Consider the following 23,986-nt stretch of genomic DNA (forward strand, 5'->3'; position numbering starts at 1 on the left):
AAGACCAATAAGTTGACTTCAAATTGTGGCTTAAGTGGTCTGAGGTCAAGTTTTTTTAAAGAGACTTAAGCAATATGGTTTGCGTAACTTCAAACAAATACTGAAATATGTCGAATCAGAGTATGAATTGCCTACGTCAGTCATTGTCTCGCGCAAAAGTATGCTGAATATAAATAGAGGAGTCATTCATGGGTACGCGTTCAACCATTATGGATACCAATAGCTTTCGTCCAGAACATGCTGCTGAGCTGGACCATGCTACCCGCAAACTGACCGATAAAAGAAATAAAATTTTAGGTGAATCCTATCGCTTGTTTTATCGTAATCCCGTGCATCTGGTGAAAGGTCAGGGACAATATTTATGGGATGCAGCAGGTCATCAATATCTGGATGTTTACAACAATGTTGCCAGCATTGGTCATTGTCATCCTGCGGTGATTGAAGCGGTAAATGAGCAAATGAAAATGCTCAATACGCATACCCGTTATTTACATGAAAATATTTTGGATTATACCGAAGAACTCTTACAAACCACTCCCGATGAAATTGACCGTGCCATGTATATGTGTACAGGTTCGGAAGCGAATGATTTGGCGATTCGTATTGCCCGTGAATATAGTGGCGGTACAGGAATTATTGTTTCTCAAGAAGCCTATCATGGGACCAGTAGTTTAACATCAGGATGTTCTCCAGCACTTGGAACTGAACAACCTTTAGATGATACAACTCGCCTAGTTCCAGCACCTGATTATTATCGGATTCAAACTGATGATTTAGGTGAATGGTTCGCACAGCAGATTCAACAGCAAATTGACGATATGAACGCAAAAGGCATCAAGTTTGCAGGTTTTTTAGCGGACTCCATATTTTCTTCTGACGGTGTGATGCCTAATCCTGTTGGGTTCTTACAAAAAGCGGTTGATGTTGTCCATGCAAATGGCGGTATTTTTATTGCCGATGAAGTACAGCCAGGTTTCGCGCGCACTGGCGATTCTTTCTGGGGCTTTGGCCGTCACAACGTTGTTCCTGATGTAATTACCACAGGTAAACCAATGGGTAACGGTGTCCCTGTGTCAGGGCTTTTAGCTAAGAGTGAAGTCCTTGCTGCTTTTAGCGATAAAATTCCATATTTTAATACCTTTGGTGGTAATCCTGTTTCTATGGCAGCGGCACAGGCTGTACTTAAAGTCATTCAGGAAGAAGAATTGCAAACCCATAGTAAATATGTGGGAGGGCTACTTCTAAAAGAACTCACTAAACTTATGGATAAACATGAGGTGGTTGGCGATGTCCGTGGCGCTGGTTTATTTATAGGATTTGAACTGGTTAAAGATAGAGCCACAAAAGAACCGAATAAAGCATTGGCTTTGAACCTTATTGAAGAGCTCAGAAATACTCATCGAGTTTTAACCTCAGTTGCAGGTCCTTATGGCAATGTATTAAAACTGCGCCCACCTTTGGCTTTCCAAACAAAAGATATCGATTGGTTAGTCGGTGCTTTAGATCAAGCCTTAACAAAATTAAAGTAAGACCTTCTATAAAAAATACCCTTCAAGTTGGATGTTAAATCTAATTTGAGGGGTATTTTATTGTTCATATCTTATGTGTAGTTAGAAGTTATCTCGAATTACTTAAATAATAAAAAGGCCTTTATTCAAGGCCTGTATTTGTGATGTTTTAGTGTCTTAATTGACGGGGTGTAACACCAAACCAGCGTTTAAATGCACGAGATAACGCACTTACTTCTGAATAACCTAATAAGAATGCCATTTCTGAAATTGGAATATTTTTCTGTTTAATATAATGCTCGGCCAACTCACAACGAACCTGATCGACTAAATGGGTGAAGGTCAGTCCTTCATTTTTTAAACGGCGGGTAAGGGTGCAACTACTTAAACCAATATCATGAGCGATTTTTTCAAGGTTTGGTTCACCTTCACTGAGTTCAAGTTGTATGTGAGAGCGAACCTGATCTGCAAGACATTGACTTGGTGAAGCGCGATTGAGTAGGTGCAATGTATCTAGAATCACTGTTAATAAAATAGAATCACGGCCCGGCATAGTATGCTGGACGTCTTTTTTTGAAATGACGATGGAGTTAAAAGGCTGATCAAAATAAACAGGTGCGTTAAATAATTTGCTGTGTTCTTGCCAGAATTCAGGTCGAGTATGCTCAAAGTGAATCGCGCGTGGTGAATAATGAGGACCCATCACTTCACGGATCACATTCATAAACATGCCCATGGTCAGTTCAGCATCTTGGCGACGAGTTAAAATCGCGCCGTGTTGGACTTGATAATCTATGCGCCAGCTATCTCCTAAATCGACCATTCGATTGAGAGTATCTTTCTGATGCAAATAAAAGTTATTGGTCATGTTCATGAGTGCAGACTCTAATGTGGTTGAACAAAGACCAATGTACCCAATAAGCCCTAATGATTTCGGTTGAAACTGTTGACCATAATGCAGACCAAAATTATCACAACCTGAAACCAATGCCGCCTGTTCTAGCACCTTGCAATAATTGGGGAGTTGTAAGCTCAAAGTTGGGCTGATTAGAAGTTCAGGATTAATACCACTAATTCCTAAAACACGATCAACATCTGCACCTTTTTGATGAATAAACTCGCTTAATCCAGAGGCGGCTGCAGACAATACACCTTGATTACACATATTTGAATCGACAAGATGAGCTGGATTGAGATGTAACATGTCAAGTCTCATGATATTTATTCCTAACTATTATTATATTAAGCAAAAGCCATACCAGTTTTTGCTTACGTCCATGATTTTGTTTGGTTAAAAGTATTTATAAAATAATGGTTTATGTGTTGCTGTTTTAAGTTTCAGGTTTGATTCTTTAAGAAGATATCTTTAGGTTGGGTAGCGAACTAAAAGAAGGCAGAAAATGCATTAGAGATAGGCAAAAAGGGCAGAACTAAAACAAGAAATTAAGCGGCTTCTCATGCATACAACATGTATTGTAGGCATGAGAAAATAAGTGAAATACTAATTTTTTGTAGTTTTTGCCGTTTGTGCACCATAATTTAAACTGGCCATTGAAGGTCTAAATTGACCAGTATTGGCATCGCGGCCCTGTAGTAAGAACTTAGTATTGGCTTGACCATAGCCTTGTACAGCCTGCTGAGAAAACTTGCCGATATCAGAGTTTGGGCTGCGCAATCGGTTGATAATCAGAACCTTCTGAGTCGTCGCAAAATCTTGCATCATATTTTGATCGCCCTCACTGTCACCTGCGATAAAAATTGGCCCGTAACCATATTTAGAGACTAAAAAACGTTGGATAGTTGCAGTTTTACCTTTACCTTGAGTTTGCGCATAGCCATGACGAAATTCGGGTAAAATTCGATTTTGTGCATCTCGTTCTAACTCCATGGCGTAGGCATTTTTTTCATTAATGTTATAGCCGATCTCTGGATTAGAAATAATTTCCTTAATCACATCAATAAAAGATGCCGAACAGACATAGACATCAATGCCATTATCCTGAAAGGCCTTAAATAGATTTTGCATTTCACGGTATGGTCTTAAACCATTTTCCCAAGTGGTTTTCACAACGCCTGCTTGACCCGAAAGCGCAGCGGGAGAGGTCCATGTCACGGGTCCAATCGGTTGCTGCATTTGCCAAGCCACCGTTGCTTTCACCAAATTACGGACTTGTTGTTCGGTAAGCCCAGTAAATAAATAAGTGACCCACGGATATGCAACTTCATGATCAAACGTGTCTCCAATCGCCGCATATAGATATCTCATTTTAGTAATGAAATCGAGATAATGCGGATCTTGTTTAATTTGATCCAGACTTTGCTTACCTTTTAGACCGTTATAGTGGTGATAAAGCCATGTGTAGCTGGCAATAATATCTGGGGCAATTTTATCAATATTGACGACTTGGCCTTGCTGGTTGTTGTAGGCTGCTTCAAAATTTTGTGAGCTAATTCCTTTGCGAATAATCTGATTAAGCTGCTCTGGCGTGACATTAAACGCTAAGTGTTCAAGCTGATAAATTAACGTTGCTTCTTCGATGTCTAAAAATACCGAAGTATTGTCAAAGTCAGTGACAATATATGGGCGTTTTTCAGGATTATAGTTTGGGCTATCTTTTCCATAAGTAGCAATCAATTGGTTAAGTTGGTCAAAGTTAAAAGTGTCCCATTGACCTTTTTGTATATATTCCTTTTTGGGAATAGCGACTGCGGGAGATGTACTTTGTATAGGGTTGTAATTACATGCGCTTAGAGCAACCATACTTGCCAGACTACTGGTGAGTAATAGTGCTTTGGCAACTTTGCTCAGTTGATGGGTAGCTTGCATAAACCCTTCCTTTAAATTCTATAAAATTTAAAAACTAAAAATTGAAAATGAAGAAAAGCGATCTAAATCACTTTTCAAATTCCTACAGGCATTTGCCCGTTTAGATATTTTTTACACAGACGCACAGTTTCATTGGACCATTGATCACCAAGACTTTGAGCCATTTCTGTTTGTGCGTGAGAACCATTCCAAGCCATCATTTGAATGCGGCGTTGCATGATAAAAGTCGGGATCATTTCATACTCTTCAGACTGAATATGACCTACGCGCTCGTAGCCTTTTAACCAGTAATCAACCCAATGAGGTGCATTTGCATAATGTTCATTGAAACTAATCGCAGCGGCGAGATCATGCATAAACCAGCTCATGCCGCAGTCATCAAAATCGATCACACCGATACGTTCTTGTTGTAGTAATAGATTGGTTAAACGCAAATCGGCATGAATCAGGCCATAGCGTTCTTGGGTTTTACCAAAAAAGTTTAAATCTTTCGAAATTTGTGCAATGGCTTCTTCAATCACGCTGTGATCTTGTGGTCTTAAATGAGGTGCATTTTTCCAGTTTCCCCAGTGTCCATCCGCACCGATCATGGTTTCATGATTCCAGACAATACGTTGAAAGTTTTTAGGCGCTTGCCATGTCTTACTATGGACGTGCAACTTTGCGGTAATTTGTCCTAGTTGCTCAAATGCAGTGGGGTCAACTTCAACAGTCGGCATATCGCCCTCAACCCAGTTGAAAAGGACTGCATAACGATAAATATCATTCGATAGTTTTAAAGTGATGACGCGCTCACCTGATTGATCTGCAATCGCAACAGGAACTTGAATACCACTCGCATTTAAAGCATCTAACCATTCAAGCTCACTTTGTATATCGAGTTTGCTGTGGTAGTTGGGACGGTGAATTCGAAGTGCATATCGGGTAGAGCCAGTTGAAATCTGAAAGGTTGCATTTTCAGACTGACACAGCAGTTTGACCTGTCCTTGATATTCCGAGGGATATTGCTTAATTGCTTGTTCTGCCAGTATTTGTAATTGAACTTGGCTTAAAAATTCATTTTGTTCTACAGACATAACCCAACTCCTCAATTTAATTTTTAAACACGTTCTGTGTTGAGATGCCGTCGATCTTATAAAAGAAAAAATGAATCAACTTGACTTCAAGTGGTCGGGGAGATGTTTTGCTGTCAAGTTTTATGAATATCTTTTGCGCAACTATTGGTGGTGTAAATTTAGTCGATAAGGCAATACGACAATGAAAGAGTCAGAATTAAGCGTAGATGTGGGTGCTCTACAACAGGACGCAGAGTATTTTGCAAAACGTCAGTTAAAAAAGGGGGCAGTAGGTTGGTTACTTTTAGTGGGGCTGGGTGTTTCTTACGTCATTTCGGGTGATTTTGCGGGTTGGAATTTTGGGCTGGCACAAGGCGGCTGGGGTGGGCTCTTTATTGCAACAGTCATCGTCGCGTTTATGTATCTCTGCATGAGCTTTGTAATGTCTGAGATGTCAACGATGTTGCCTACTGCTGGCGGTGGCTATAGTTTTGCCCGCGTTGCATTTGGTCCTTTTGGAGGCTACCTCACAGGGACTGCGATTTTAATTGAATATGCAATTGCACCTGCTGCGATTGCCGTATTTATCGGTTCATATTGCGAATCACTCTTTGGAATTGGCGGCTGGGCTGTTTATCTAATTTGTTATTTAGTTTTTATGGGCATTCATCTCAAAGGCGCAGGTGAAGCACTTAAAATCATGTTTGGAATTACCGCCGTTGCTTGTATTGCACTGGTCGTATTCATTGTTGCGATGCTTCCACATTTTGACAGTGCGCGTTTATTTGATATTCCAGTCAGTTCTCATGCAGGTGCAAGTAGCTTTTTACCGTTTGGCTATATGGGAATATGGGCTGCAGTACCTTATGCTATCTGGTTTTTTCTTGCAGTTGAAGGGGTGCCACTAGCAGCCGAAGAAGCAAAAGATCCAGTACGTTCGTTGCCACGAGGTTTGATTGGTTCAATGTTAATATTGGCATCGTTTGCACTTTTAATCTTATTTTTGGGTGCAGGCGCTGCGGGTTCAAATGCTTTAAAAAATTCGGGAGCACCTTTAGTTGATGCGCTCATTGCGGTATATGGTCAGCACACATGGTTGGCAAGCTTTGTTAACTTTGTGGGTCTTGCTGGACTAGTCGCAAGTTTCTTCTCAATTATTTATGCCTATTCGCGTCAGATTTTTGCATTGTCACGTGCGGGATATTTGCCAAAAAACTTATCACTTACCAATGAAAATAAAGCGCCATATTGGGCCATTATCATTCCGGGCATTATTGGTTTTTTACTCTCTTTAACAGGTGAGGGTGATTTACTCATTTTAATGGCAGTATTCGGCGCAACAATTTCTTATGTGTTGATGATGCTTTCACATATCAAGTTGCGTTTATCTCGTCCTGAATTACCACGCCCTTATAAAACGCCTGGTGGAATGTGGACGTCTTGTATCGCCTTGATTCTTGCTGCTGTTGCTGTAGTTGCAGGTTTAATGGTAAATCCAAAAGTTTGGTTATTGGCCGCGCTGATTTATGTCGGATTTATACTCTATTACTTGTTATATAGCCGTCACCATTTAGTGAAAGGCACGCCTGAGCAAGAGTTCGCCATGATTGATGACTGAGTTTGATTGCGATAAAAATAAAGAGGCTTCGGCCTCTTTTTTAAGCTTTATATTTCTGTACAAAAGAATATAAAAACAGCAAGTAATACTTACTCAAGTATCATTTTAATCTGATTGATATTTATACAATATAGTTACCAGATCACACGGATATGAACTCATGAAATTTCTAAAATTTCTAACTTTTAGCACCATTCTTACCTTATCCGCACATAGTTATGCGACAGTGGGCGGTGGACAAAAAATTGAAGTATTGGGCTATCAGCAAAAAGAGAAGAAACTTTATGTATTACGACATTACGAAGATGGTCGAGGACGTCTACCACAACTCTATTATTATCTATTAAATAGTAAATCGCCTGATAAACTTATCGAAGTTAAATCTCTCTATATCAATCCAAAAACACATAAGATTGATTATGATCAAGATAGTAGAGCATTTGATAAAGCTCTAAATAAAATTAAAAAGAATTTAACCCCATTAGTCGTAAGTAATAGTAAGACCGTAAAAATTCAAACATTAAAAACTCATCAGAATCAGGTATCGGCTTGGTTTGATCCTTCAGGAAAGATCACGCAATATAAAACAGAATATGTTGTAAAATCGCCGTCATTACAAAGTAAGCCCCATGTTGCGGTTCATTACACCAAAGCAATAAAAATTTCCCAAAATTATAGCGTGCCTAAACACAATAAGAGGTTGGTTGTCGTTAAATATCTGGGGGTTCCAGAAGAAACTGGTTACGATATTGAAGACCCTGTTTTACTACTTCCTGTGAAAAAATAAGTTTAAGAGCAAATTATTTTCTTGGTTCAAAGCGGCAGCAGTAGGGTGTCATTATCTAGATGTTCACAACAATATTGCCGGCATTGGTCATTGTCATTTTTGCGGTCATTGAAGCGCTAAATAAGCACAAGGAAATATTCATTCGTTACTTAAATTAATTCATTCAAGGTCGAGTTGGTTGTCATCTTTGGTGACTTTAATTTTTAACTTCTTATATTTCCGTTTATTGGGGTCAATTGCAGAATTTATAACTTCATCTGAAAAAGCTGAACATAACATCAATTTTGCATATGCTCGGTAACCTATCAAAATTCTTCGTAGTGGATAGTCTGTTCTTGTAGAGTAATAGTCGATTCTGGAGTTCAATTCTTGTAGCAGAGTCTGCTGTGACATTAGAATAATTTCTGTAAGAGGTGTATGCAGCATATAGTGATTTATCTACTGTAAGAAGAATTATTTTGAAAATGTTATAAATTTTAGATAAATAAATATTTATATTACATATCAAAGCATTTTAGATATGCAAAATATATATTTATTCTCTTTAAATTTAAGGAGATATGCTGCAAACATAAATTTTTGATGATGCTGTAAAGATAATAGTAACAACTCTTTTTAAAGCCACAGTGCACTATGTGTTATAGTCAATTTCGATTAATTATTGGCATTAAAATGGATATCTGTATTGGCGGTATACTTGATGGGAAAAAAAGAAAAGACGATCAAAATCATTTCAGAGTAGATAGTCATTATTCTGATCATGGATCCGAATATAATAAAGAGCATTTTCATCTACATGGGCAGCTTCATACATTTTGGATAAGTGAAGAGATTGATTTTTGTGATGCACAAAGAAGAGTTGAATTAATATTAAATAAAAGATTAGAACTTGTTTAAATTAAAAATAAATATATGTATTAGCGTTTTTTAGGTTCACTGTGGGAAATGAATAAAACGTTTTAATTAATATGATGTTAAACAAAAGCTCTATTTAATATAGAGCTTTTGAGCTATCAATTATTTTATTCCTTTTTTTCTTCATTATTATTTTCTTTAGGATTATTTTCTTCTTCAGGCGATTGTACAGGTTTTTCAGTTTTATCCTCATTAGGTTGCACATTGGAATCATTTTGGTTTTGTGTGGTTTTTTTTGAAAATTCTTTGAAATCAGACATTTTAAACTTCTTAATAATAGTAAGGAAGCTTTATGGTAGGCCTTTAATTCGCTTACATTGCGGTGATTATGAGAACTCTATGTAGAGATATGTGCCTGAAAGTGCTTAATTCTCGACATAATGTTTCTTTGAACCAAATAGACTGTTGATATATAAGTGGAAGCAAATTTTAATCAAATACAAGAGTTAACATATAGCTAGAGAGCTATTGTTTTCAATGGTTTTTTGATAATTATAATTTATTTAAATATATTATTTTAATTTCTTAATTGTAGGAAATATTTTTAATTAAAGTGGGGGATTCGATCTGTAAATATATTTATACAACATAAAGATACAGTTTTACATGCATACTCAATCAAATTAATTAAAAAATGAGGGAAATATGGATGATGAAATGAAAAAATATTTTGATGTGGCTGAAAGTGTTTACAATAATATTCACTTTAAAAATCAGTCCTCTAAGGATTTAATTGACTGTCTGAATAGACTGTTAATTGAAATTAAAAAAGAAGCAGCTATAAACAATTTACAATTAAAATATCCTGTTATTGATTTTGAAAGTTGTTTAAATAGGCCAATGAAAGAGCGTATTGTTAAAATTGATTTAAGCCTTCTCCCTAATTTTGATAATGAACATGAATTTATTCTTTGGTTGGCGGGATTTGTAAAAAGTATTTCTGTATCTAGGAGTTATTATTTTTAAATAACGGTACGAAAATAAATATTTTTTAAATGTGTTGTATAAATATTTATTTGGCGTATACTCGATTTAACTAGAAAAAAAGACTTATTAGTAAATCCTCTTTTAGTATCGTAGTTTTATTCATAATCCTTCGTTTTTTTAAGATCTTAAACTCAATTCGTTATTATTTTTTCAAAGTTTAATGAGTCATAAAATGTGACTTTATATTATTAAAAATCAAAGGATATATTATGTCTAATACAGCAATCGGTACAGTGAAATGGTTTAATGAAACTAAAGGTTTTGGTTTTATTCAACAAGATACAGGCCCAGACGTTTTTGCACATTTTAAAGAAATCAGTAGCTCTGGGTTTAAAACCTTATATGAAGGTCAACGTGTTAGTTTTAATATAGCTCAAGGACAAAAAGGTCTTACAGCTACTAATATTATTGCCCAATAATATTTTGAAAATAAAAAAGCATCTTAGGTGCTTTTTTTGTTTTTAGTATATTAATCATAAAGATAATTTTAAATAAATTAAAAATATAAATTATTATAATGATAAACAACAATATCATATTCAGATACACTTGCGTTGTATCTATATAAAGGTAAAAGGACTATGTTAACTAAGTGCTAGATAATCATCTACACAACATTAAATAGGAGAGACTCTAATGTCTCAACAAAACCAAGTTAAAAGCGATCAAGACAAATCAAAAGAGCAACAACAGCAACAGCAAGATGGTAAAGAGTTTGAGCCTAAAAGCCCTGATCAGAATGCTGTAGAAAAAGTGGATCAAAATGATAAAAATGAGAAAAAATAATATTATAATAAATTTATTTTTTCTTAAATGATGGGTTGGTAGAAAGAATAATGATTCTTTTTGCCAATTTATAAAATTAAGAGGAATGTTTTTAATATGTCTTTTATTATAATAATTTTTATTTTGTTTGTTTTTGCTTATATTTTGTTTAAATTTTTTTCTAAAGTTAGTCTAGAACTTCCCGAAAGTACCCTAAAAATAGCTGGTAAAATATTTACAGAGAACAAAAACTTTTTTGAGCATGAAATAATTGTAACTTTATACCAAGAAGAACTGATAACTTTAGTCGGTAACCAAAATGGTGGTAGGACTAAGGTTTTTAAAAATGCTGTAATATGCCTAGAAAAAGAAACAGATAAAATTGCTGTCTATATAGATACTTTAAGAGTTGGATATCTTAATAAAATAAATGCCTCAAGTTTTGTTAATTTTTTAGAAATAAAAGGTTTCAGTGATAAGGATGCTTTTGAGGTTGATGCAGTTATAATAAGTGAAAAATCAAGCAAATGGAGTGTGAAGCTAGATATACCGTATGATATGAAAAAGTTTAGATTTGATAAGTATTAATTTTTAATGACCATTTAATAAATGTTGCTATAAGATATATTTTGGAACACTTTTTTAGTATTTAAAATAGAAAAAGAGATCATAATAATTATATCAATAATAAGAAGGACAAATGAAATGGAACTTAGAGCCGTAAAAATGCATAAAATGTTTAGAGATTTTCATGAAGAAAAGGAACGTGGCTATATAGGGGAATATGATGAAAAACATAACCTTGTAGCAATATATAATACGTTTAAAGAAAAAATGCAGAAAATAGAAGGAACTTATCAATGGGTTTTACCCTCATCGGGTGAGGTTTTTTTTGTTGAGGAAGATCCGCTATATAGTCGTTAGTGAATTTTGCCTCCTACTTTAAGCAGGGAAAGGCCTGTTTATAAATCCCAATTTAACAATAAGTTGCTAATTATTTATCCTTACTTTTTAATGATCTATTTTAAAACAAATGTCATTTTGTGTGCTTGACTGTAAGAGGGTTGGACACTATCCTTTGCGTGCTGGCCTACATTGCCAGTCGGTTTTGACGGACCGTATCATAGAAGCATTAAAGGTTTTATATCTTTAGTGTCTAGCCCCTCGTGCCCCCTCTACGGTGGAACGGGAGGGGGACACCTTCGGGTGTGCTGGCTCTATGACCAGTCCGTCAACCCTCTTTCGTTCTGCCACCATAAATTTAATGTCTGGCAGAACTCCCAATAAAAAGGAGTTGGCTTTGCACATCCATTATTTCTTGGCGGCCCTTGCCATAAGCTATTACGACACAGCTTAAACGTTTAAAGCAGTTTGATCGCCCTAAGGTTTTCAAGCTTTAAATCGTCACGACCAAAAAACTTACTCAACAATAAAACTTGAGATGTGCCAAGCACAGTCTTTATAGGCTTTGCTGTGCTTTTTTTCTCCCAGAAAGGGCACAGGTTTTTTATCTCATTTATATACAACAAGAATTTTTATAACGGTAAAACTATGCCAAAGTTAGTTCTCTCAACACGCGCTATTCAAGTTATTAATACGTCGATTGATTTATTTCAGCATCACGGCTTTCATACGGTTGGGGTCGACAGAATTGTGAAAGAGTCAAAAATTACCAAAGCGACCTTTTATAACTTTTTTCATTCAAAAGAGCGGTTTATTGAAATCTGCCTGATCGTACAAAAAGAACGTCTAAAAGAAAAAGTGGTTTCAATTGTTGAATACGACCAAGGTTCAAACGTGAAGGAAAAACTTAAGAAACTTTATCTTTTACATACCGATTTAGAGGGACTGTACTATTTATTGTTTAAAGCCATGTTTGAAACAAAACTGACCCATCCAAAAGCCTATCAAACCGCGTTGAGATATAGAACATGGCTCATTAATGAAATCTATAGCCAGCTTAGAGCACTCAAAAGGGATGCGACTTTTCAGGACGCCAAGCTATTTCTATATATGATTGAAGGCATAATTATTCAGCTTTTAAGTTCAGATGGGGCAATTGATCGGGAAAAGGTGTTAGATTGTTTTCTCATTTCTACTATTAATTATCACTAGTTAACGAGCTCGCTTTTAAAAAGATCACCTCTTCGGACTCTTTCGGTCAATGTCGGCGCTTCTAGTTTCTTCGTTCCCATGCTTTATTTATCTCCACTCAATTGTTAATAAGATGAATACTAACCCCGAGGTGCGTACCTTATATGATCGGGAAATAAATATTATATTAAGGCTTATCTCTATTGGATCCAGAAATTTCGGGATTTTTTTACTCAGCTAATTTTGAACGTGGTTCCATCAATGTAAGTAATACTCTTTTTACATGATCAAACTCTTTTTTAGGGATACAGCCATACAATTTACACAGGATGAAGAATGAATAATTTGAATTTTAAAACTCTAAAGAAGTATTGGCTGCGATTCGTGGGTATTGCAGTAATCGCAGGCTCTTTAGTATTGGCATTTGCTTGGGTCGCCGGTCTATTTGGACATCGCACCACAAGCAAAACCTTTTTGGGAGACTCATTAAATAACTTTGATCCCGGATATCGACGTGCACACGGTAAGGGTATTTGTTTTGATGGCACTTACCACAGTAATGGTGCGGCGGCGGCACTCTCTAAAGCCACGGTATTTGCCAAGTCTGATATACCAGCGATTGGCCGATTTTCTATTGGAAGTGGTAACCCGCATGCGGCAGATAATTCGTCAGCAACAGTAAGTATGGCTTTATTACTTTCCGCAGTTGATCATTCACAATGGCGCATGAAATTAAACAACTTTCCCTATTTCCCTACACGAAATGCTGAAGGTTTTTTGGCACAGCAAAAAGCATTTAAACCAGTTCCAGCTACTGGCAAACCTGATCCAGCCCTTGTTGAGACTTTCTTAAAAGAATATCCAGAAGCACGTAAGTCTATTGAGCAAAAGGCAAAGATGCCATTAACCGGTAGTTTCAGCGGTGCAGAATTTTATGTCGTAAATGCTTTTATATTGCGGGCTGCTAATGGACAAGAACAGCCAGTCCGTTGGTCTATGCGTCCTCATGCAAAATTTATTAGCCTGACGAAAGAACAACGTGATCAAGCTGGCCATGATTTTTTATTTAAAGACATCAAAAAACGTTTAGCTGAAGGGCCGCTCTATTGGGATTTAGTTTTGCAACTTGCCGAGCCGGGAGACCCAGTGAATGACCCGTCTCAACCTTGGCCAAAAGAACGCAAAGAAGTGATAGCAGGAACATTGGAAGTCAAAAATGTAACTGAACAGGTAAATGGTGTTTGCCGTGACATTAACTTTGACCCAACACTAGTTCCACCAGGAATTGAGTTATCAGATGATCCCGTACTCGCCGCACGAGCAGGCATCTATTCACAATCTTACAATGCTCGCTTACGTGAAATTGGATTTGGCAAAGCAACGGATGCCGTGGGCAAATAGGAGAGATCAGCCATGCAAAACAAATCTAACAATAATGCTCCACGTCATTTTAATTTGACTGCTCGAATACTACATTGGCTTATGGCGGTAGCGATTTTGGCCATGCTATTTATTGGTGTGGGAATGACAACCTCAATCACTTGGCGTCCGTGGTTAATCGATATCCATCGTCCTTTAGGAATCGCAATCTTATTATTGGTCATCTTAAGATTAATAAATCGACTCTATTTTCCAATTCCACCTTTGCCGCCGACTGTACCACGCTGGCAGGCGTTTATTGCCCACGCATCACATTGGCTGCTCTATCTTTTGATGTTTAGTTTGCCATTGCTCGGATGGGCTACGCTATCAGCAGGTAATTGGCCTGTAACTCTATTTCCGGGTTGGGACCTTCCACCTATAGCACCTACTAACTCTACGCTTTACGCTTGGTTCCGTACTCTACACGGAATTTTGGCTTGGTTATTATTTGCTGTGGTTATTGGTCATCTGTCTGCTGCGTTATTACATGCATGGATTTATCGCGATGGCGTATTCTCAAGTATGGCTTTGGGCTCTTCTAAACCATCAAGTAATGGATCTTCTGCTGAAAAGGAGAATGTTGATTGAGGGGAGTGATTTAGCTCTTAAGCTCAGATTAGGCAGACGAGAGGGAAAAGGTTTTCGATTGTTTTTTTAATCATCTGTTTGAATCTAAAAATAATTTAAATAATAGAATGTTTGGTTTGCTTGTTTTTTGTTAGATGAGCAGACCATAGCCCCTGTGCAATAAGATGAGCTCATTACTTCGACATAATCAAATCATCCGATCTAACTTTTTGTTTATATTATAAAAAATAATATTTTGACTTTATTGGCATATTATTGCTATTTTATTTTACGTTAATCGTAAATTGATTACGTATTGCATAATTAAAATGAATTAATTTAAAGCATGTCATGGAGAAGGGAATACCATGAAAGAAGTTGCATTAAGTGATTTGATCAATCAGCAGAAAGTTGGACGCTATCAAAAATTTATTCTGATCACCTGTTTATTACTGATGATTATGGATGGCTATGACATTCAGTCTATGGCTTACGCAGCCCCAATGATTATAGAAGAATGGGGCGTTCAAAAATCCATGCTAGGGATTGTGTTTAGCGCCAGCTTATTTGGTTTGTTTGTCGGATCATTTTTATTAAGTTCACTCTCTGATCGTTTTGGCCGCCGTCCCATCTTACTGATCTCAACCTTTATGTTCTCGGTATTGATGCTGGTGACGCCACATGTAGGTAATATTGAACAATTGACTGCAATCCGCTTTGTTACAGGAATTTTTTTAGGAGGGATCATGCCAAATGTTATGGCTTATAGCTCCGAAATTGTTCCATTCAAATCTCGTATTTTTACCATGATGGTCATTTCTTGTGGCTATACGGTAGGGGCAATGTTAGGGGGCGGTATATCCGCCTTATTAGTTCCTTGGGGAGGCTGGCAGGCAATTTTCTATTTTGGCGGTATTGTTCCTTTAATTATTTTCTTTATCACATACTTTAAGTTACCAGAATCTTTATATTTTTTGAGTGAAGATAATAAAAATACTCCTAAAATTTTATTTTGGTTAAAGAAGTTCTATCCGGCCTTAACATTTAATTCAGAAATAAAAATTATTAATAACACTGAAGTTGAGGTTAAAAAGTCGCCGCTTGAGTTGTTTAAAAATCAGCGCGCGTTTTTTACCTATTCCATCTGGATCATTAGTATCTTAAATATGATCAGTCTATATTTTCTGGCGAACTGGCTCCCGACTTTGGCCAAAGAGTCAGGACTTTCATTAAATCAGGCATTGATGATCGGTTCCACTCTACAATTAGGCGGTACGATTGGTAGTGTGGTGATGGGCCTTAAAATCGATAAGACAGGATTTTATAAAGTATTAATTCCTGTTTTTTTGGTTGCAGTGATGAGTGTTGCTTTAATTGGCTATGCGGTTAGCCATATTGTTTTATTATTTATTATCATTTTTATTGCTGGCTTTGCCATTGTGGGTGGGCAACCTGCGATTAATGCACTGTCTGCCAGTTATTACCCAGTTTCACTTCGTACTACAGGGGTGGGCTGGAGTATCGGAATTGCCCGTTTGGGTTCGGTCATTGGGCCGCTATTTGGTGGCTACCTTTCCCAATTTCTGGTCATTACCCATTTATTCGTGATTGCTGCAATACCTTCGCTACTCGTCATTATCATGCTGATGATTCAAGCTAAGTACAGATCATAAAAACTATTATATGCATCATGCACATACTGACTGTAATTATGATCGGTAAGTAGCTATAAAGAGTTGGTTAATGCTAGTTCATGAGCTATTTAACTCGATACCACGTTTGATTCCGGCCAATCGCAGAGATGCCAATGTATCCACGAGCGGTAAGTTTTTCACCATCTGGTGAAACTGTTAGGCTAAAGCGATAGGTCTTATCTGACTGTGGGTCGAGGATAGAACCTTTGTCATATTTATTTTGACCCACACTTTTTAAATTTTTGACGATGGTTAAGCCAATTAAAGATTTGTTTTTGTAGGTACCTTCACACATCGTACATTTGTTAGCCTCACTTGGAACAAGTATTTTTTCGATGTTTGCAGAGAGGTTGCCATTTTTATCTTGGCTAAATCTTACCAGCGCTCGAGGTTGATTGGTTGCGTCATCAATGGTTTTCCAAACACTGCCATGTAATTTGTCCGACGCAAATGAATGAACCGAATAAAAGCTGAATAAAATTAATAATAAATATTTTTTCATATCAATGGTTTCTCGAATTAAAAATAAATGGTTTTAAAGGCCAGAATTATTCATTTTAAATTTAACTTCACAATTTTCTTAGTATTGAATCTATAAGCTAAACAATATGTAAAGTTGTAATCTATTTGTTTGGATATTATTTTGATCAGTTTTTTTATGCAATTGCGAGAATGGACAGAATGATTAAGCAAGGTTTAAAAGCAGATTATAAATTACTGATAATTTCTAGAACTAGTAGGGTGATTAAACTGCATACAGTTTGATAAATAATGACAAAATTTACGCTTAGGAGAAATAAAAAACATCCACTACTTTTTAAATTATTTAGATTGCGTGTAACTCATCACAAATTATAAAAATAATATGCAAATCATGTGATTAGTATAGATTGACACTGTGCAATATTAAGTCTTATAACTAAACAATCCTGAAAGCTGTTTCTTTAATAGGAACAGAAAAAACACAATATAAAGATGAATAGACATTAGAACAAAAAGTTAAGGAGAGAAGAAATGAAAGTCATTAGACATGCTTTATTTTCTCTGATGGGAATGTTGACGTTAAATAGTGCAGATGCGGGAAATGCATCTACATCATTGAGGGTCAGTTTAACCATTTTAGAAACTTGTGAAGTTTCCACACAAGGAAACTTAGATTTTGGTTCGGTTGAACGTGCTCAGCCAGTTCCTACTGCAAGAACGGATGTAACTGTGCAATGCAGCAAAAATACACCCTATCAATTGGCTGTAACCTCAGACAATAACTTTGAACTTAAATCTACGGCCAGCCCAGCATCTGTTGCATATGTACTGTATCAAGATGCGGGCCACACTCAAATTTGGGGAGGGGTGGCAGATAAAGTTCGTTCACGAATTGCGACAGGGATGAAAGAAAATATTCCTATTCATGGAGCGATCATATCAAGTACGAATGTTCAGGCAACCAAGTATGAAGATTGGGTTCGTGTGAATGTTATATATTAATTGTAGAAACCAAAATAATCATAAATATCAAAAACTAATTTATAAAAAACCTGTTTTTATGGGTGAATAGAGTATTTTAAAAAGCTACACCAAATTATGGTGTAGCCAGTTGTTTTGATAGAACTAAGCACCACGCATTAATGCTGCTACTGCTTTTTCTAGAAATTGTAGCGTCACTGGTTTGAGCCAAGTACCGTCGGCAAGGCTTGGTTCACTTTGCATTGCTGTACGGATTTTTTCTTGAGTACTTGGGTTTTTGCCAGCATAGCCTTGTAGCATAGAGAGCCATTGTTGTGCCAAATGCTTTGCTCCATCACTATCTGGTGTGACCTCGGCATCAATCAATTTTTCAATATCGACCAATAATTGAGGCCATTTTTTCATCTCACGAATATAATTCTCTTTTAGAAAAATAAACTCATCGTCAGATAAATAACGGGCAAAAATACTCAGCTTACTCTCAGAAAAAGCTTTAAGTAAAAACTCAACAACTTCTGGCGTTACGCCTAATTTTTCCTGAAATTCAGGCTCGGCTGAGTTTATGGCATTTAGTTTAACTAACCATTCTGGGTTAGCTCGCGTATTGTGCTCAAGAGTTTTCATCCACTTTCGAGCCAAGTCTTGAGCGGCTTTACTGTCAGATGGTTCGCCAGCATTAAATAGTGCATTTGCTGCTTGAGTTAACCCTTGCCATTCTTGGTGGCTTTTAGTGCCTGCTTGTAAGAAAGTCAGTTTTTCAAGCTCTTCTTTTGTAAAGTATTTTTCAAACATCGCTATAAGCTCCAGTGTTTTTAACCAATCCTCCAAACCAAGCTCTTCACCACTTATGATCTGAGATTTAAGTTTGCTGAGCTGATTTCGCAATTTCTTTTGCTCTGTTAGCCTTTGATCAATTGCTTGAATCTGCTGATCAATAATCGGTAAAAGCGCAAGATTGGGGTCTTCAAGAACCGTATAGATTTCGGCTAACGACATTCCCAGTCCTCGTAATGCTTGAATCTGATGCAAACGAGTAATGTCTTTACGGGTGTATAGTCGATAACCAGCATCGGAACGGACCGAAGGCTGAAGTAAACCGATATCGTCATAGTGATGAAGAGCACGGACAGTAAGTCCTGTTTGCTTAGCCAATTCACCAACTTTTAACAGCATCTTTTTAGCTCCTTCTTCCTTAGGCGTGTTTTATGCTAGGGGCTTACGTTACGTGAGGGTCAACTACTTTAAATCATATTTTTCATTATTTTTGCTTTGGTAGATATCCGAATTTATTTGATCCGTTTTCGGAATATCTTAAGAGATTAGTTAAGCCAGTTTTCTTGGATAAAAATGATTTCAAGCCATTCCCGTCATGGAGTGGCAATATATTTAACAAATCAACAGCAATCGATACTCGCCATCTTTTTCAACAGGTGCTCGGTGAACACAAGGTAAAACCTTTTGAGTTGGATGATCTACTGCTAAACGCCAAATATGTCCCGTGCCTAAATTTACAGGTTGAGCATCGGGTTTAGGCTGATAATGCAAATCAAAAAAATACTCTGCCAAAAAAGCTTCAAATTCAGCATCAGAGCCGTCATATAATTCTTTGAGCTTTTCTCTAATTTCTGGAATTAAAACTTTTTGTTCAACTTGTTCATTGGGCACAATATCGCTAGCAGCGCCGTGATAGGTACATAAGAATGTATCGGTTTCAATGGGGGAGCGATCAACATGAAATGAATATACATCGGTTGAAATGAAACCTAGTTCTTCATCGCGGTCATAATATTTAAGCAAATTAAGTACAGGTGATGCACCAAAATCAGTTAACAGGTCGATATCTTCTAAAATAGTTGTCCTTGCAAGATTACCTTTTTCTGAAAGTTTTAGCGCTAATAGGTCTTCAATAGAAACTTCTGTAATATTTTCTTTTAACTGAAGCTTATTCACAATTTCTTTAAAGTCGCCCACCAAATTTCTGTGCCAGCAAATCGCATTTGTCTCTCCTTGAAACTTTGTATTTACAAGTTCAGGGAAACTAGACACTTTTCTAATTTGGTTGCTGTCAGAAAATGCGTTCTTCATAGGAGAGTTAAATAAACCAGAAGCTGAGTCGCATAATATACACTGAGCTATCTATAGTGGCTAAATGATATTTCTCATTAAATATGTTAATTGCTTTTAGTATTCAAACCTTGTGTAGCCCAGTAGAGGCATGTATCGTTAGGGAACAATATTTTAAAATAATAGAGTGTTTGAAAAGCAAGTCTGTTCAATTCAAGCGCTGGACTGTGCCACCACAATTAAAACAATATCGATCTCAAGATGAGTCCTAGAACAGTAAATAAAACATGACGTTTTATTGGTGAAAATTGACAGGGTATATCACTGATCAAGCTTGGGGTTTATAAAGAAATATTTTACGGTTGATGTATTTATGATAGCTTCGTCTTACTTTAAAAAACGCAAAAAAAATTACCGTACCGTAAAAGATCAGCAGCTTACAATCGCAGCAAAAGCAAATATCTTTATTTGTATTATTTTTTGTTTGTTTTGGACTATATATTTCGCATTTTCACAAATGTGGTTAATTGTTTATATGGACATCTTTTTTACATTGATCTCCATATTTAGCCTTTTTCTCATTTATATAAACCGTATTTCAGCGGGTATTCTCCTCTCACAATCGGTTCTTCTCGTTTTTCCAGTCGTTTTTTGCCTATTTTTTGATATAGCTACAAGTGACCGTCCACAGGTAGCTCATTTGTTTTTACCTGCTGGGGCGATATTGGGATATTTAAATTACCGTAGAAATCCAAGCTATTTACAATTCATTTTAATTTTATTGTCGATTGGGTGTTTTATATTTTTTAGTGGTAGCTCTTTTAATCTTGAGAGTGCTATACCGCTATCTGAAGATATTCGTGATCATGGCGGATGGATTGCAACTTGCGTTGCGACACTCATGATTTGCATTTCAATTTATACCATGCAATTAGAGATACAAATAGAAAACAGCATGGTAAAAGACTTACGCTTAGCGCTTGCTAAACAACAGTTTGAGCTTTTTTATCAACCACAAGTCAATGCCTCTGAAACACTGATAGGCGCGGAAGCCTTATTAAGATGGCATCATCCTGTTTCAGGATATATTCCTACAAAAGATTTTATTCCATCGACACAAAGTTTTGGCTTAATGCCAGAGATTGGGGAATGGGTATTGGCTCAAGCCTGTAAAGTTTTACAAGACTGGAGCAAAAAAGTCGAGACTAAAGATCTTACGCTTTCAATCAACATTAGTCCTGATCACTTCATGCAACCAAACTTTGAGCAAACTGTGATTGGGTTGATTCAGCAATATGAGGTCAATCCATCTCGTCTCATATTAGAAATTACTGAAAATATTGCTTTAACGAATTGTGTAAGCATGATCGAAAAAATGCAGTTCTTATCTAAAGAAGGAGTTCAGCTTTCTCTTGATGATTTTGGTACAGGTTATTCATCTTTAAGCTATCTACAAAAAATGCCCATCAGCCAAATCAAAATTGATCGTAGCTTTGTACAGGCAGCATTGGATGATAAACGCAGTAATAAATTAGTCACTGGCATTATTAAAATTGGTCTGGATTTAAACCTTCGCGTGTTAGTAGAAGGCATTGAAACTCATGAACAATTTAGTGCTTTTAAAAGTAATGGATGTACTGAGTTTCAAGGCTATTTGTGGGGCTGCCCCATGCCTTTAAATGACTTTTTAAAACTATTATCCCATTTCAAAAAATAGGCAAAAGGATAATTAACAATCTTAATTTAACAGCAGAACTCTAAATATAAGAGATTTACGTTTTTACTCCAAAATCCAACTCCTAGTGTTTCAATCCTTGGTGCAAGTACTTTATATAAATATTAATATTTCTACTCTTTAAAAAAATTTGACTTAATCATGAGCGGTAAACCAAGACTACTTAATAAGCTCGTTCGAGAATCTGGTACATTCTTACTTTCTAAATTAATAAGCTCAATAAATTCTTTATTAAATTGTTTTCTAGGATACTTTTCTAAAATTTCCATTTGAAAAGATAGAGGGAGTTTATATAGCCCATCGCTAATCACATCACAGGATGCGCCTTGCTGTAATAGCGTAATTTCTGCAGGGTCAGAATGATCTATATAGCCGTTCATATGTAAGCAGATAGCATCTTTAATGACTTCACTTTTCTTCTCATCAAAGCTATGTTCTTTGGCCTTTAGTTCAAATTGTTTAGCACTCTCATAGGTAAAACAGCTACAACCTTTACTATGAATATGTTGCTCAGTTAAGCCAATATCATGAAAAAGTGAGGCTATTAAAAGTGATTCATCATCAAATTGCTGTTTTTGTATATGGCCTAGGGCAGCTCCCCAGAAATAGGTTCGCCATGAATGATTGTAGATAGATATACTTGCTTTAGTTTCGAGCTCATCAAGCGCGACTTTAACCATTTGAGTATCTGGTATTACGATCTGATCAATATCAAAATCATGAGAAGTTTTGAATCGAAAGTAATTTATTTTTATAGAGGCCATAATACTTGGCAGCATAATTTTTTGAATTAACTTAATTTTCTCTTTGAAGCTGAGCTGACCATTGGTAGCTTGCATCCAGTGATACGAACCAATTCTTTTAGTTTTCATTATTAGATCTCATTTTAGAGTAATTACTCTAAAATATTATCATAGATGATTTTTTGCAAGTTTTCTCTTTTAAGACATCATTAGTCTTTTGATTGTTATGTTTTTTTAAGTATTAACAACTAACAGGAATCTCATAAGTTACAAATTCGTATTTTGGGCCTGTAGATTTTGAAACTACTTTCCCTCCTAGAGATTCTGCAATTTTTCGACTTGGAGCGTTAGCTTCAGCAACTGGATAAATAAAATAGTCTGGTTTAACAAAGTCTATTGCCCACTTAGCGACTGCTGATACAGCTTCTCTTCCATAACCATGATAATGATAATCTTCGCTTATCCATATGCCTAACTCTGGATGAGGAGTTTGCATACGATGGAGGCCAACAAGGCCTATAAATATTTGAGTATGTACATCTCTTATAACAAATATAATTTCAGATCCAGTTTCGAAGTTTTTTAACCAAGCATTCCAAGTTTGATCAAACTCATGTCTTGGTTGAGGGTCCCACGCCATATAGCGTGTCAGAGTAGGCGTAATACAGTTATATGTCTCATCGGCATCTTCTGCCGTAAAAGGAGTTAGATTGAGTCTTTCAGTAGAGATACTCACTTCATGTAAATCCATAATCTTTCTTATATAAATTACTTAAGTTTAATTGTTATTAAAAATATATTATTCATAGTGGGGTTAAAATAAATAATAAACTATCACTAATAATAGCTATAAAAAAATTTTAGTTTTGAATGTTAAAAATAGAGGAACACATTCATGAACTATCCATAAAATGTGTTTAAACATACTGATGGTATACTTTATTGGAATAGACAAAGATGGGAGAAAATAGTGTCTTACGCATGTCTATGTTGTGGTTATCTTACATTTGATGACTTAGCCTATGATTCGTTTGAAATCTGTCCAATTTGTTTTTGGGAAGATGATAATGTTCAAAATGAAGATCCTGATTATATGGGTGGGGCAAATGGCATTAGCTTAAATATGGCTAAACAAAATTTTCAATTATTTGGAGCAATAAAAAAAGAATTGATACCGTATGTCCGTAAACCTCTTGAAAAGGAAATACCTTGATAAATAAATATACTTGTATGAATGGGATGGAATAAAATTACATATTTACATCCTATGTAATAAGGTTTTATCAATTTATTGGAATTCTTAAAGCAGAAAAAGTAGCCATTTGTCTTTATTTTAGTCTTTTATAAACCCCAATTTAACAATAAATTTTAATTATTTATCCTTACTTTTTAATGATCTATTTTAAAACAAATATCATTTTGTGTGCTTGACTGAAAGAGGTCTGAATATTATTCTTCGCCTGCTGGCCACATTGCCAGTCGGTCGTCGCGGACCGATTTTTTCGACCACATCAGGATTATTTCTTCTGAGGAATAGTTTTGTGTGAGCATCTCCTCGTTCCCTCCCGTTGCGGTAGGACGGGGGAGGGACACCTTTGGGTGTGCTGGAGTCGAAACCAGTCCGCGAACCCTCTTCCGTTCTGCCACCATAATTTATAATGTTTTGGCAGAACTCCCTATAAAAAGGAGTTGGCTTTGCACATCCATTATTTCTTGGCTCTCAATGCCAAAAGCTATAACG

26 protein-coding genes are annotated in these 23,986 nt (G+C 36.2%); 15 read left to right on the forward strand and 11 right to left on the reverse strand.

Annotation, left to right across the window (positions count from 1 at the left end; all coding sequences use genetic code 11):
- Window positions 1–188 precede the first annotated feature (188 nt).
- A complete protein-coding gene (locus JGE69_RS02555; protein WP_086265116.1) occupies window positions 189–1,529 on the forward strand; it encodes an aspartate aminotransferase family protein in 1,341 nt (446 codons plus the stop codon).
- A gap of 148 nt (window positions 1,530–1,677) precedes the next feature.
- On the opposite strand, the gene JGE69_RS02560 is transcribed toward JGE69_RS02555, so the two are convergent.
- The 3 genes from JGE69_RS02560 to JGE69_RS02570 form a co-directional block, all read right to left on the reverse strand.
- Entirely contained in the window at window positions 1,678–2,712 is a 1,035-nt protein-coding gene (locus tag JGE69_RS02560) for an AraC family transcriptional regulator (protein ID WP_199113210.1), read from the reverse strand.
- Between the two features lie 297 nt (window positions 2,713–3,009).
- A complete protein-coding gene (locus tag JGE69_RS02565; protein ID WP_199112163.1) occupies window positions 3,010–4,335 on the reverse strand; it encodes a haloacid dehalogenase-like hydrolase in 1,326 nt (441 codons plus the stop codon).
- A 74-nt stretch (window positions 4,336–4,409) separates the two neighbouring features.
- Window positions 4,410–5,411 (reverse strand): phosphotransferase enzyme family protein, encoded by a 1,002-nt coding sequence (locus tag JGE69_RS02570; RefSeq protein WP_014206268.1) that lies wholly within the window; start codon window positions 5,409–5,411, stop codon window positions 4,410–4,412.
- Window positions 5,412–5,592: 181 nt separating this feature from the next.
- On the opposite strand from JGE69_RS02570, the gene eat reads away from it, so the two are divergent.
- Together eat and JGE69_RS02580 are read left to right on the forward strand one after the other, a co-directional pair.
- Window positions 5,593–7,008 (forward strand): ethanolamine permease, encoded by a 1,416-nt coding sequence (eat, locus tag JGE69_RS02575; protein WP_032056555.1) that lies wholly within the window; start codon window positions 5,593–5,595, stop codon window positions 7,006–7,008.
- A 160-nt stretch (window positions 7,009–7,168) separates the two neighbouring features.
- The gene (locus JGE69_RS02580) at window positions 7,169–7,795 is read left to right on the forward strand and encodes a hypothetical protein (RefSeq protein WP_199112164.1); all 627 of its coding nucleotides are present in this window, start codon (window positions 7,169–7,171) and stop codon (window positions 7,793–7,795) included.
- Window positions 7,796–7,954: 159 nt separating this feature from the next.
- On the opposite strand, the gene JGE69_RS02585 is transcribed toward JGE69_RS02580, so the two are convergent.
- The 3 genes from JGE69_RS02585 to JGE69_RS02595 form a co-directional block, all read right to left on the reverse strand.
- Window positions 7,955–8,188 carry a hypothetical protein gene (locus JGE69_RS02585; protein ID WP_057077489.1) on the reverse strand — a complete coding sequence of 78 codons (234 nt, stop codon included), beginning with the start codon at window positions 8,186–8,188 and terminating at the stop codon, window positions 7,955–7,957.
- Between the two features lie 340 nt (window positions 8,189–8,528).
- Complete coding sequence (locus tag JGE69_RS02590) at window positions 8,529–8,645, reverse strand: hypothetical protein (RefSeq protein WP_119026689.1); 117 nt, start codon at window positions 8,643–8,645, stop codon at window positions 8,529–8,531.
- Window positions 8,646–8,817: 172 nt separating this feature from the next.
- The gene (locus tag JGE69_RS02595) at window positions 8,818–8,970 is read right to left on the reverse strand and encodes a hypothetical protein (protein ID WP_081404189.1); all 153 of its coding nucleotides are present in this window, start codon (window positions 8,968–8,970) and stop codon (window positions 8,818–8,820) included.
- 385 nt (window positions 8,971–9,355) lie between these two features.
- Between JGE69_RS02595 and JGE69_RS02600 the strand changes: the two genes are divergently transcribed.
- From JGE69_RS02600 to JGE69_RS02640, 9 genes are all read left to right on the forward strand, one after another.
- On the forward strand, window positions 9,356–9,676 hold the full coding sequence (locus JGE69_RS02600) for a hypothetical protein (RefSeq protein ID WP_032038393.1): 321 nt from the start codon (window positions 9,356–9,358) through the stop codon (window positions 9,674–9,676).
- 230 nt (window positions 9,677–9,906) lie between these two features.
- Window positions 9,907–10,116 carry a cold-shock protein gene (locus JGE69_RS02605; protein WP_014206275.1) on the forward strand — a complete coding sequence of 70 codons (210 nt, stop codon included), beginning with the start codon at window positions 9,907–9,909 and terminating at the stop codon, window positions 10,114–10,116.
- 217 nt (window positions 10,117–10,333) lie between these two features.
- Window positions 10,334–10,483, forward strand: coding sequence for a hypothetical protein (locus JGE69_RS02610; RefSeq protein ID WP_081410639.1), 150 nt, complete (start codon window positions 10,334–10,336; stop codon window positions 10,481–10,483).
- A gap of 96 nt (window positions 10,484–10,579) precedes the next feature.
- On the forward strand, window positions 10,580–11,050 hold the full coding sequence (locus JGE69_RS02615; RefSeq protein ID WP_060465929.1) for a hypothetical protein: 471 nt from the start codon (window positions 10,580–10,582) through the stop codon (window positions 11,048–11,050).
- A 147-nt stretch (window positions 11,051–11,197) separates the two neighbouring features.
- Window positions 11,198–11,386 (forward strand): hypothetical protein, encoded by a 189-nt coding sequence (locus JGE69_RS02620; protein WP_014206277.1) that lies wholly within the window; start codon window positions 11,198–11,200, stop codon window positions 11,384–11,386.
- A gap of 627 nt (window positions 11,387–12,013) precedes the next feature.
- Complete coding sequence (locus JGE69_RS02625; RefSeq protein WP_199112165.1) at window positions 12,014–12,577, forward strand: TetR/AcrR family transcriptional regulator; 564 nt, start codon at window positions 12,014–12,016, stop codon at window positions 12,575–12,577.
- Between the two features lie 315 nt (window positions 12,578–12,892).
- Window positions 12,893–13,957, forward strand: a complete 1,065-nt coding sequence (locus JGE69_RS02630) for a catalase family peroxidase (protein WP_199112166.1) — start codon at window positions 12,893–12,895, stop codon at window positions 13,955–13,957.
- A gap of 12 nt (window positions 13,958–13,969) precedes the next feature.
- Window positions 13,970–14,566: a cytochrome b gene (locus tag JGE69_RS02635; protein WP_199112168.1), complete on the forward strand. Its 597-nt coding sequence runs from the start codon at window positions 13,970–13,972 to the stop codon at window positions 14,564–14,566.
- A 347-nt stretch (window positions 14,567–14,913) separates the two neighbouring features.
- Entirely contained in the window at window positions 14,914–16,218 is a 1,305-nt protein-coding gene (locus JGE69_RS02640) for an MFS transporter (RefSeq protein WP_032038372.1), read from the forward strand.
- A gap of 85 nt (window positions 16,219–16,303) precedes the next feature.
- Here the strand turns inward: JGE69_RS02640 and JGE69_RS02645 are convergent, their stop codons facing one another.
- The gene (locus JGE69_RS02645) at window positions 16,304–16,741 is read right to left on the reverse strand and encodes a DUF2147 domain-containing protein (RefSeq protein WP_017403077.1); all 438 of its coding nucleotides are present in this window, start codon (window positions 16,739–16,741) and stop codon (window positions 16,304–16,306) included.
- A gap of 512 nt (window positions 16,742–17,253) precedes the next feature.
- On the opposite strand from JGE69_RS02645, the gene JGE69_RS02650 reads away from it, so the two are divergent.
- The gene (locus tag JGE69_RS02650) at window positions 17,254–17,724 is read left to right on the forward strand and encodes a spore coat U domain-containing protein (protein ID WP_199112170.1); all 471 of its coding nucleotides are present in this window, start codon (window positions 17,254–17,256) and stop codon (window positions 17,722–17,724) included.
- A gap of 123 nt (window positions 17,725–17,847) precedes the next feature.
- Here the strand turns inward: JGE69_RS02650 and JGE69_RS02655 are convergent, their stop codons facing one another.
- Together JGE69_RS02655 and JGE69_RS02660 are read right to left on the reverse strand one after the other, a co-directional pair.
- A complete protein-coding gene (locus tag JGE69_RS02655; RefSeq protein WP_199112172.1) occupies window positions 17,848–18,876 on the reverse strand; it encodes a MerR family transcriptional regulator in 1,029 nt (342 codons plus the stop codon).
- A 213-nt stretch (window positions 18,877–19,089) separates the two neighbouring features.
- Window positions 19,090–19,788: a DUF1826 domain-containing protein gene (locus tag JGE69_RS02660; protein ID WP_199112174.1), complete on the reverse strand. Its 699-nt coding sequence runs from the start codon at window positions 19,786–19,788 to the stop codon at window positions 19,090–19,092.
- A 322-nt stretch (window positions 19,789–20,110) separates the two neighbouring features.
- Between JGE69_RS02660 and JGE69_RS02665 the strand changes: the two genes are divergently transcribed.
- Window positions 20,111–21,484 (forward strand): EAL domain-containing protein, encoded by a 1,374-nt coding sequence (locus tag JGE69_RS02665; RefSeq protein ID WP_199113211.1) that lies wholly within the window; start codon window positions 20,111–20,113, stop codon window positions 21,482–21,484.
- 131 nt (window positions 21,485–21,615) lie between these two features.
- Here the strand turns inward: JGE69_RS02665 and JGE69_RS02670 are convergent, their stop codons facing one another.
- Window positions 21,616–22,374: an HD domain-containing protein gene (locus tag JGE69_RS02670; protein ID WP_199112176.1), complete on the reverse strand. Its 759-nt coding sequence runs from the start codon at window positions 22,372–22,374 to the stop codon at window positions 21,616–21,618.
- 112 nt (window positions 22,375–22,486) lie between these two features.
- Window positions 22,487–22,996: a GNAT family N-acetyltransferase gene (locus JGE69_RS02675; protein ID WP_032003264.1), complete on the reverse strand. Its 510-nt coding sequence runs from the start codon at window positions 22,994–22,996 to the stop codon at window positions 22,487–22,489.
- Window positions 22,997–23,215: 219 nt separating this feature from the next.
- Between JGE69_RS02675 and JGE69_RS02680 the strand changes: the two genes are divergently transcribed.
- On the forward strand, window positions 23,216–23,458 hold the full coding sequence (locus tag JGE69_RS02680) for a CPCC family cysteine-rich protein (protein ID WP_032003265.1): 243 nt from the start codon (window positions 23,216–23,218) through the stop codon (window positions 23,456–23,458).
- Window positions 23,459–23,986 lie beyond the last annotated feature (528 nt).

The organism is Acinetobacter sp. C13, assembly GCF_016809775.1.
Taxonomy (GTDB): Bacteria; Pseudomonadota; Gammaproteobacteria; order Pseudomonadales; family Moraxellaceae; genus Acinetobacter; species Acinetobacter pittii.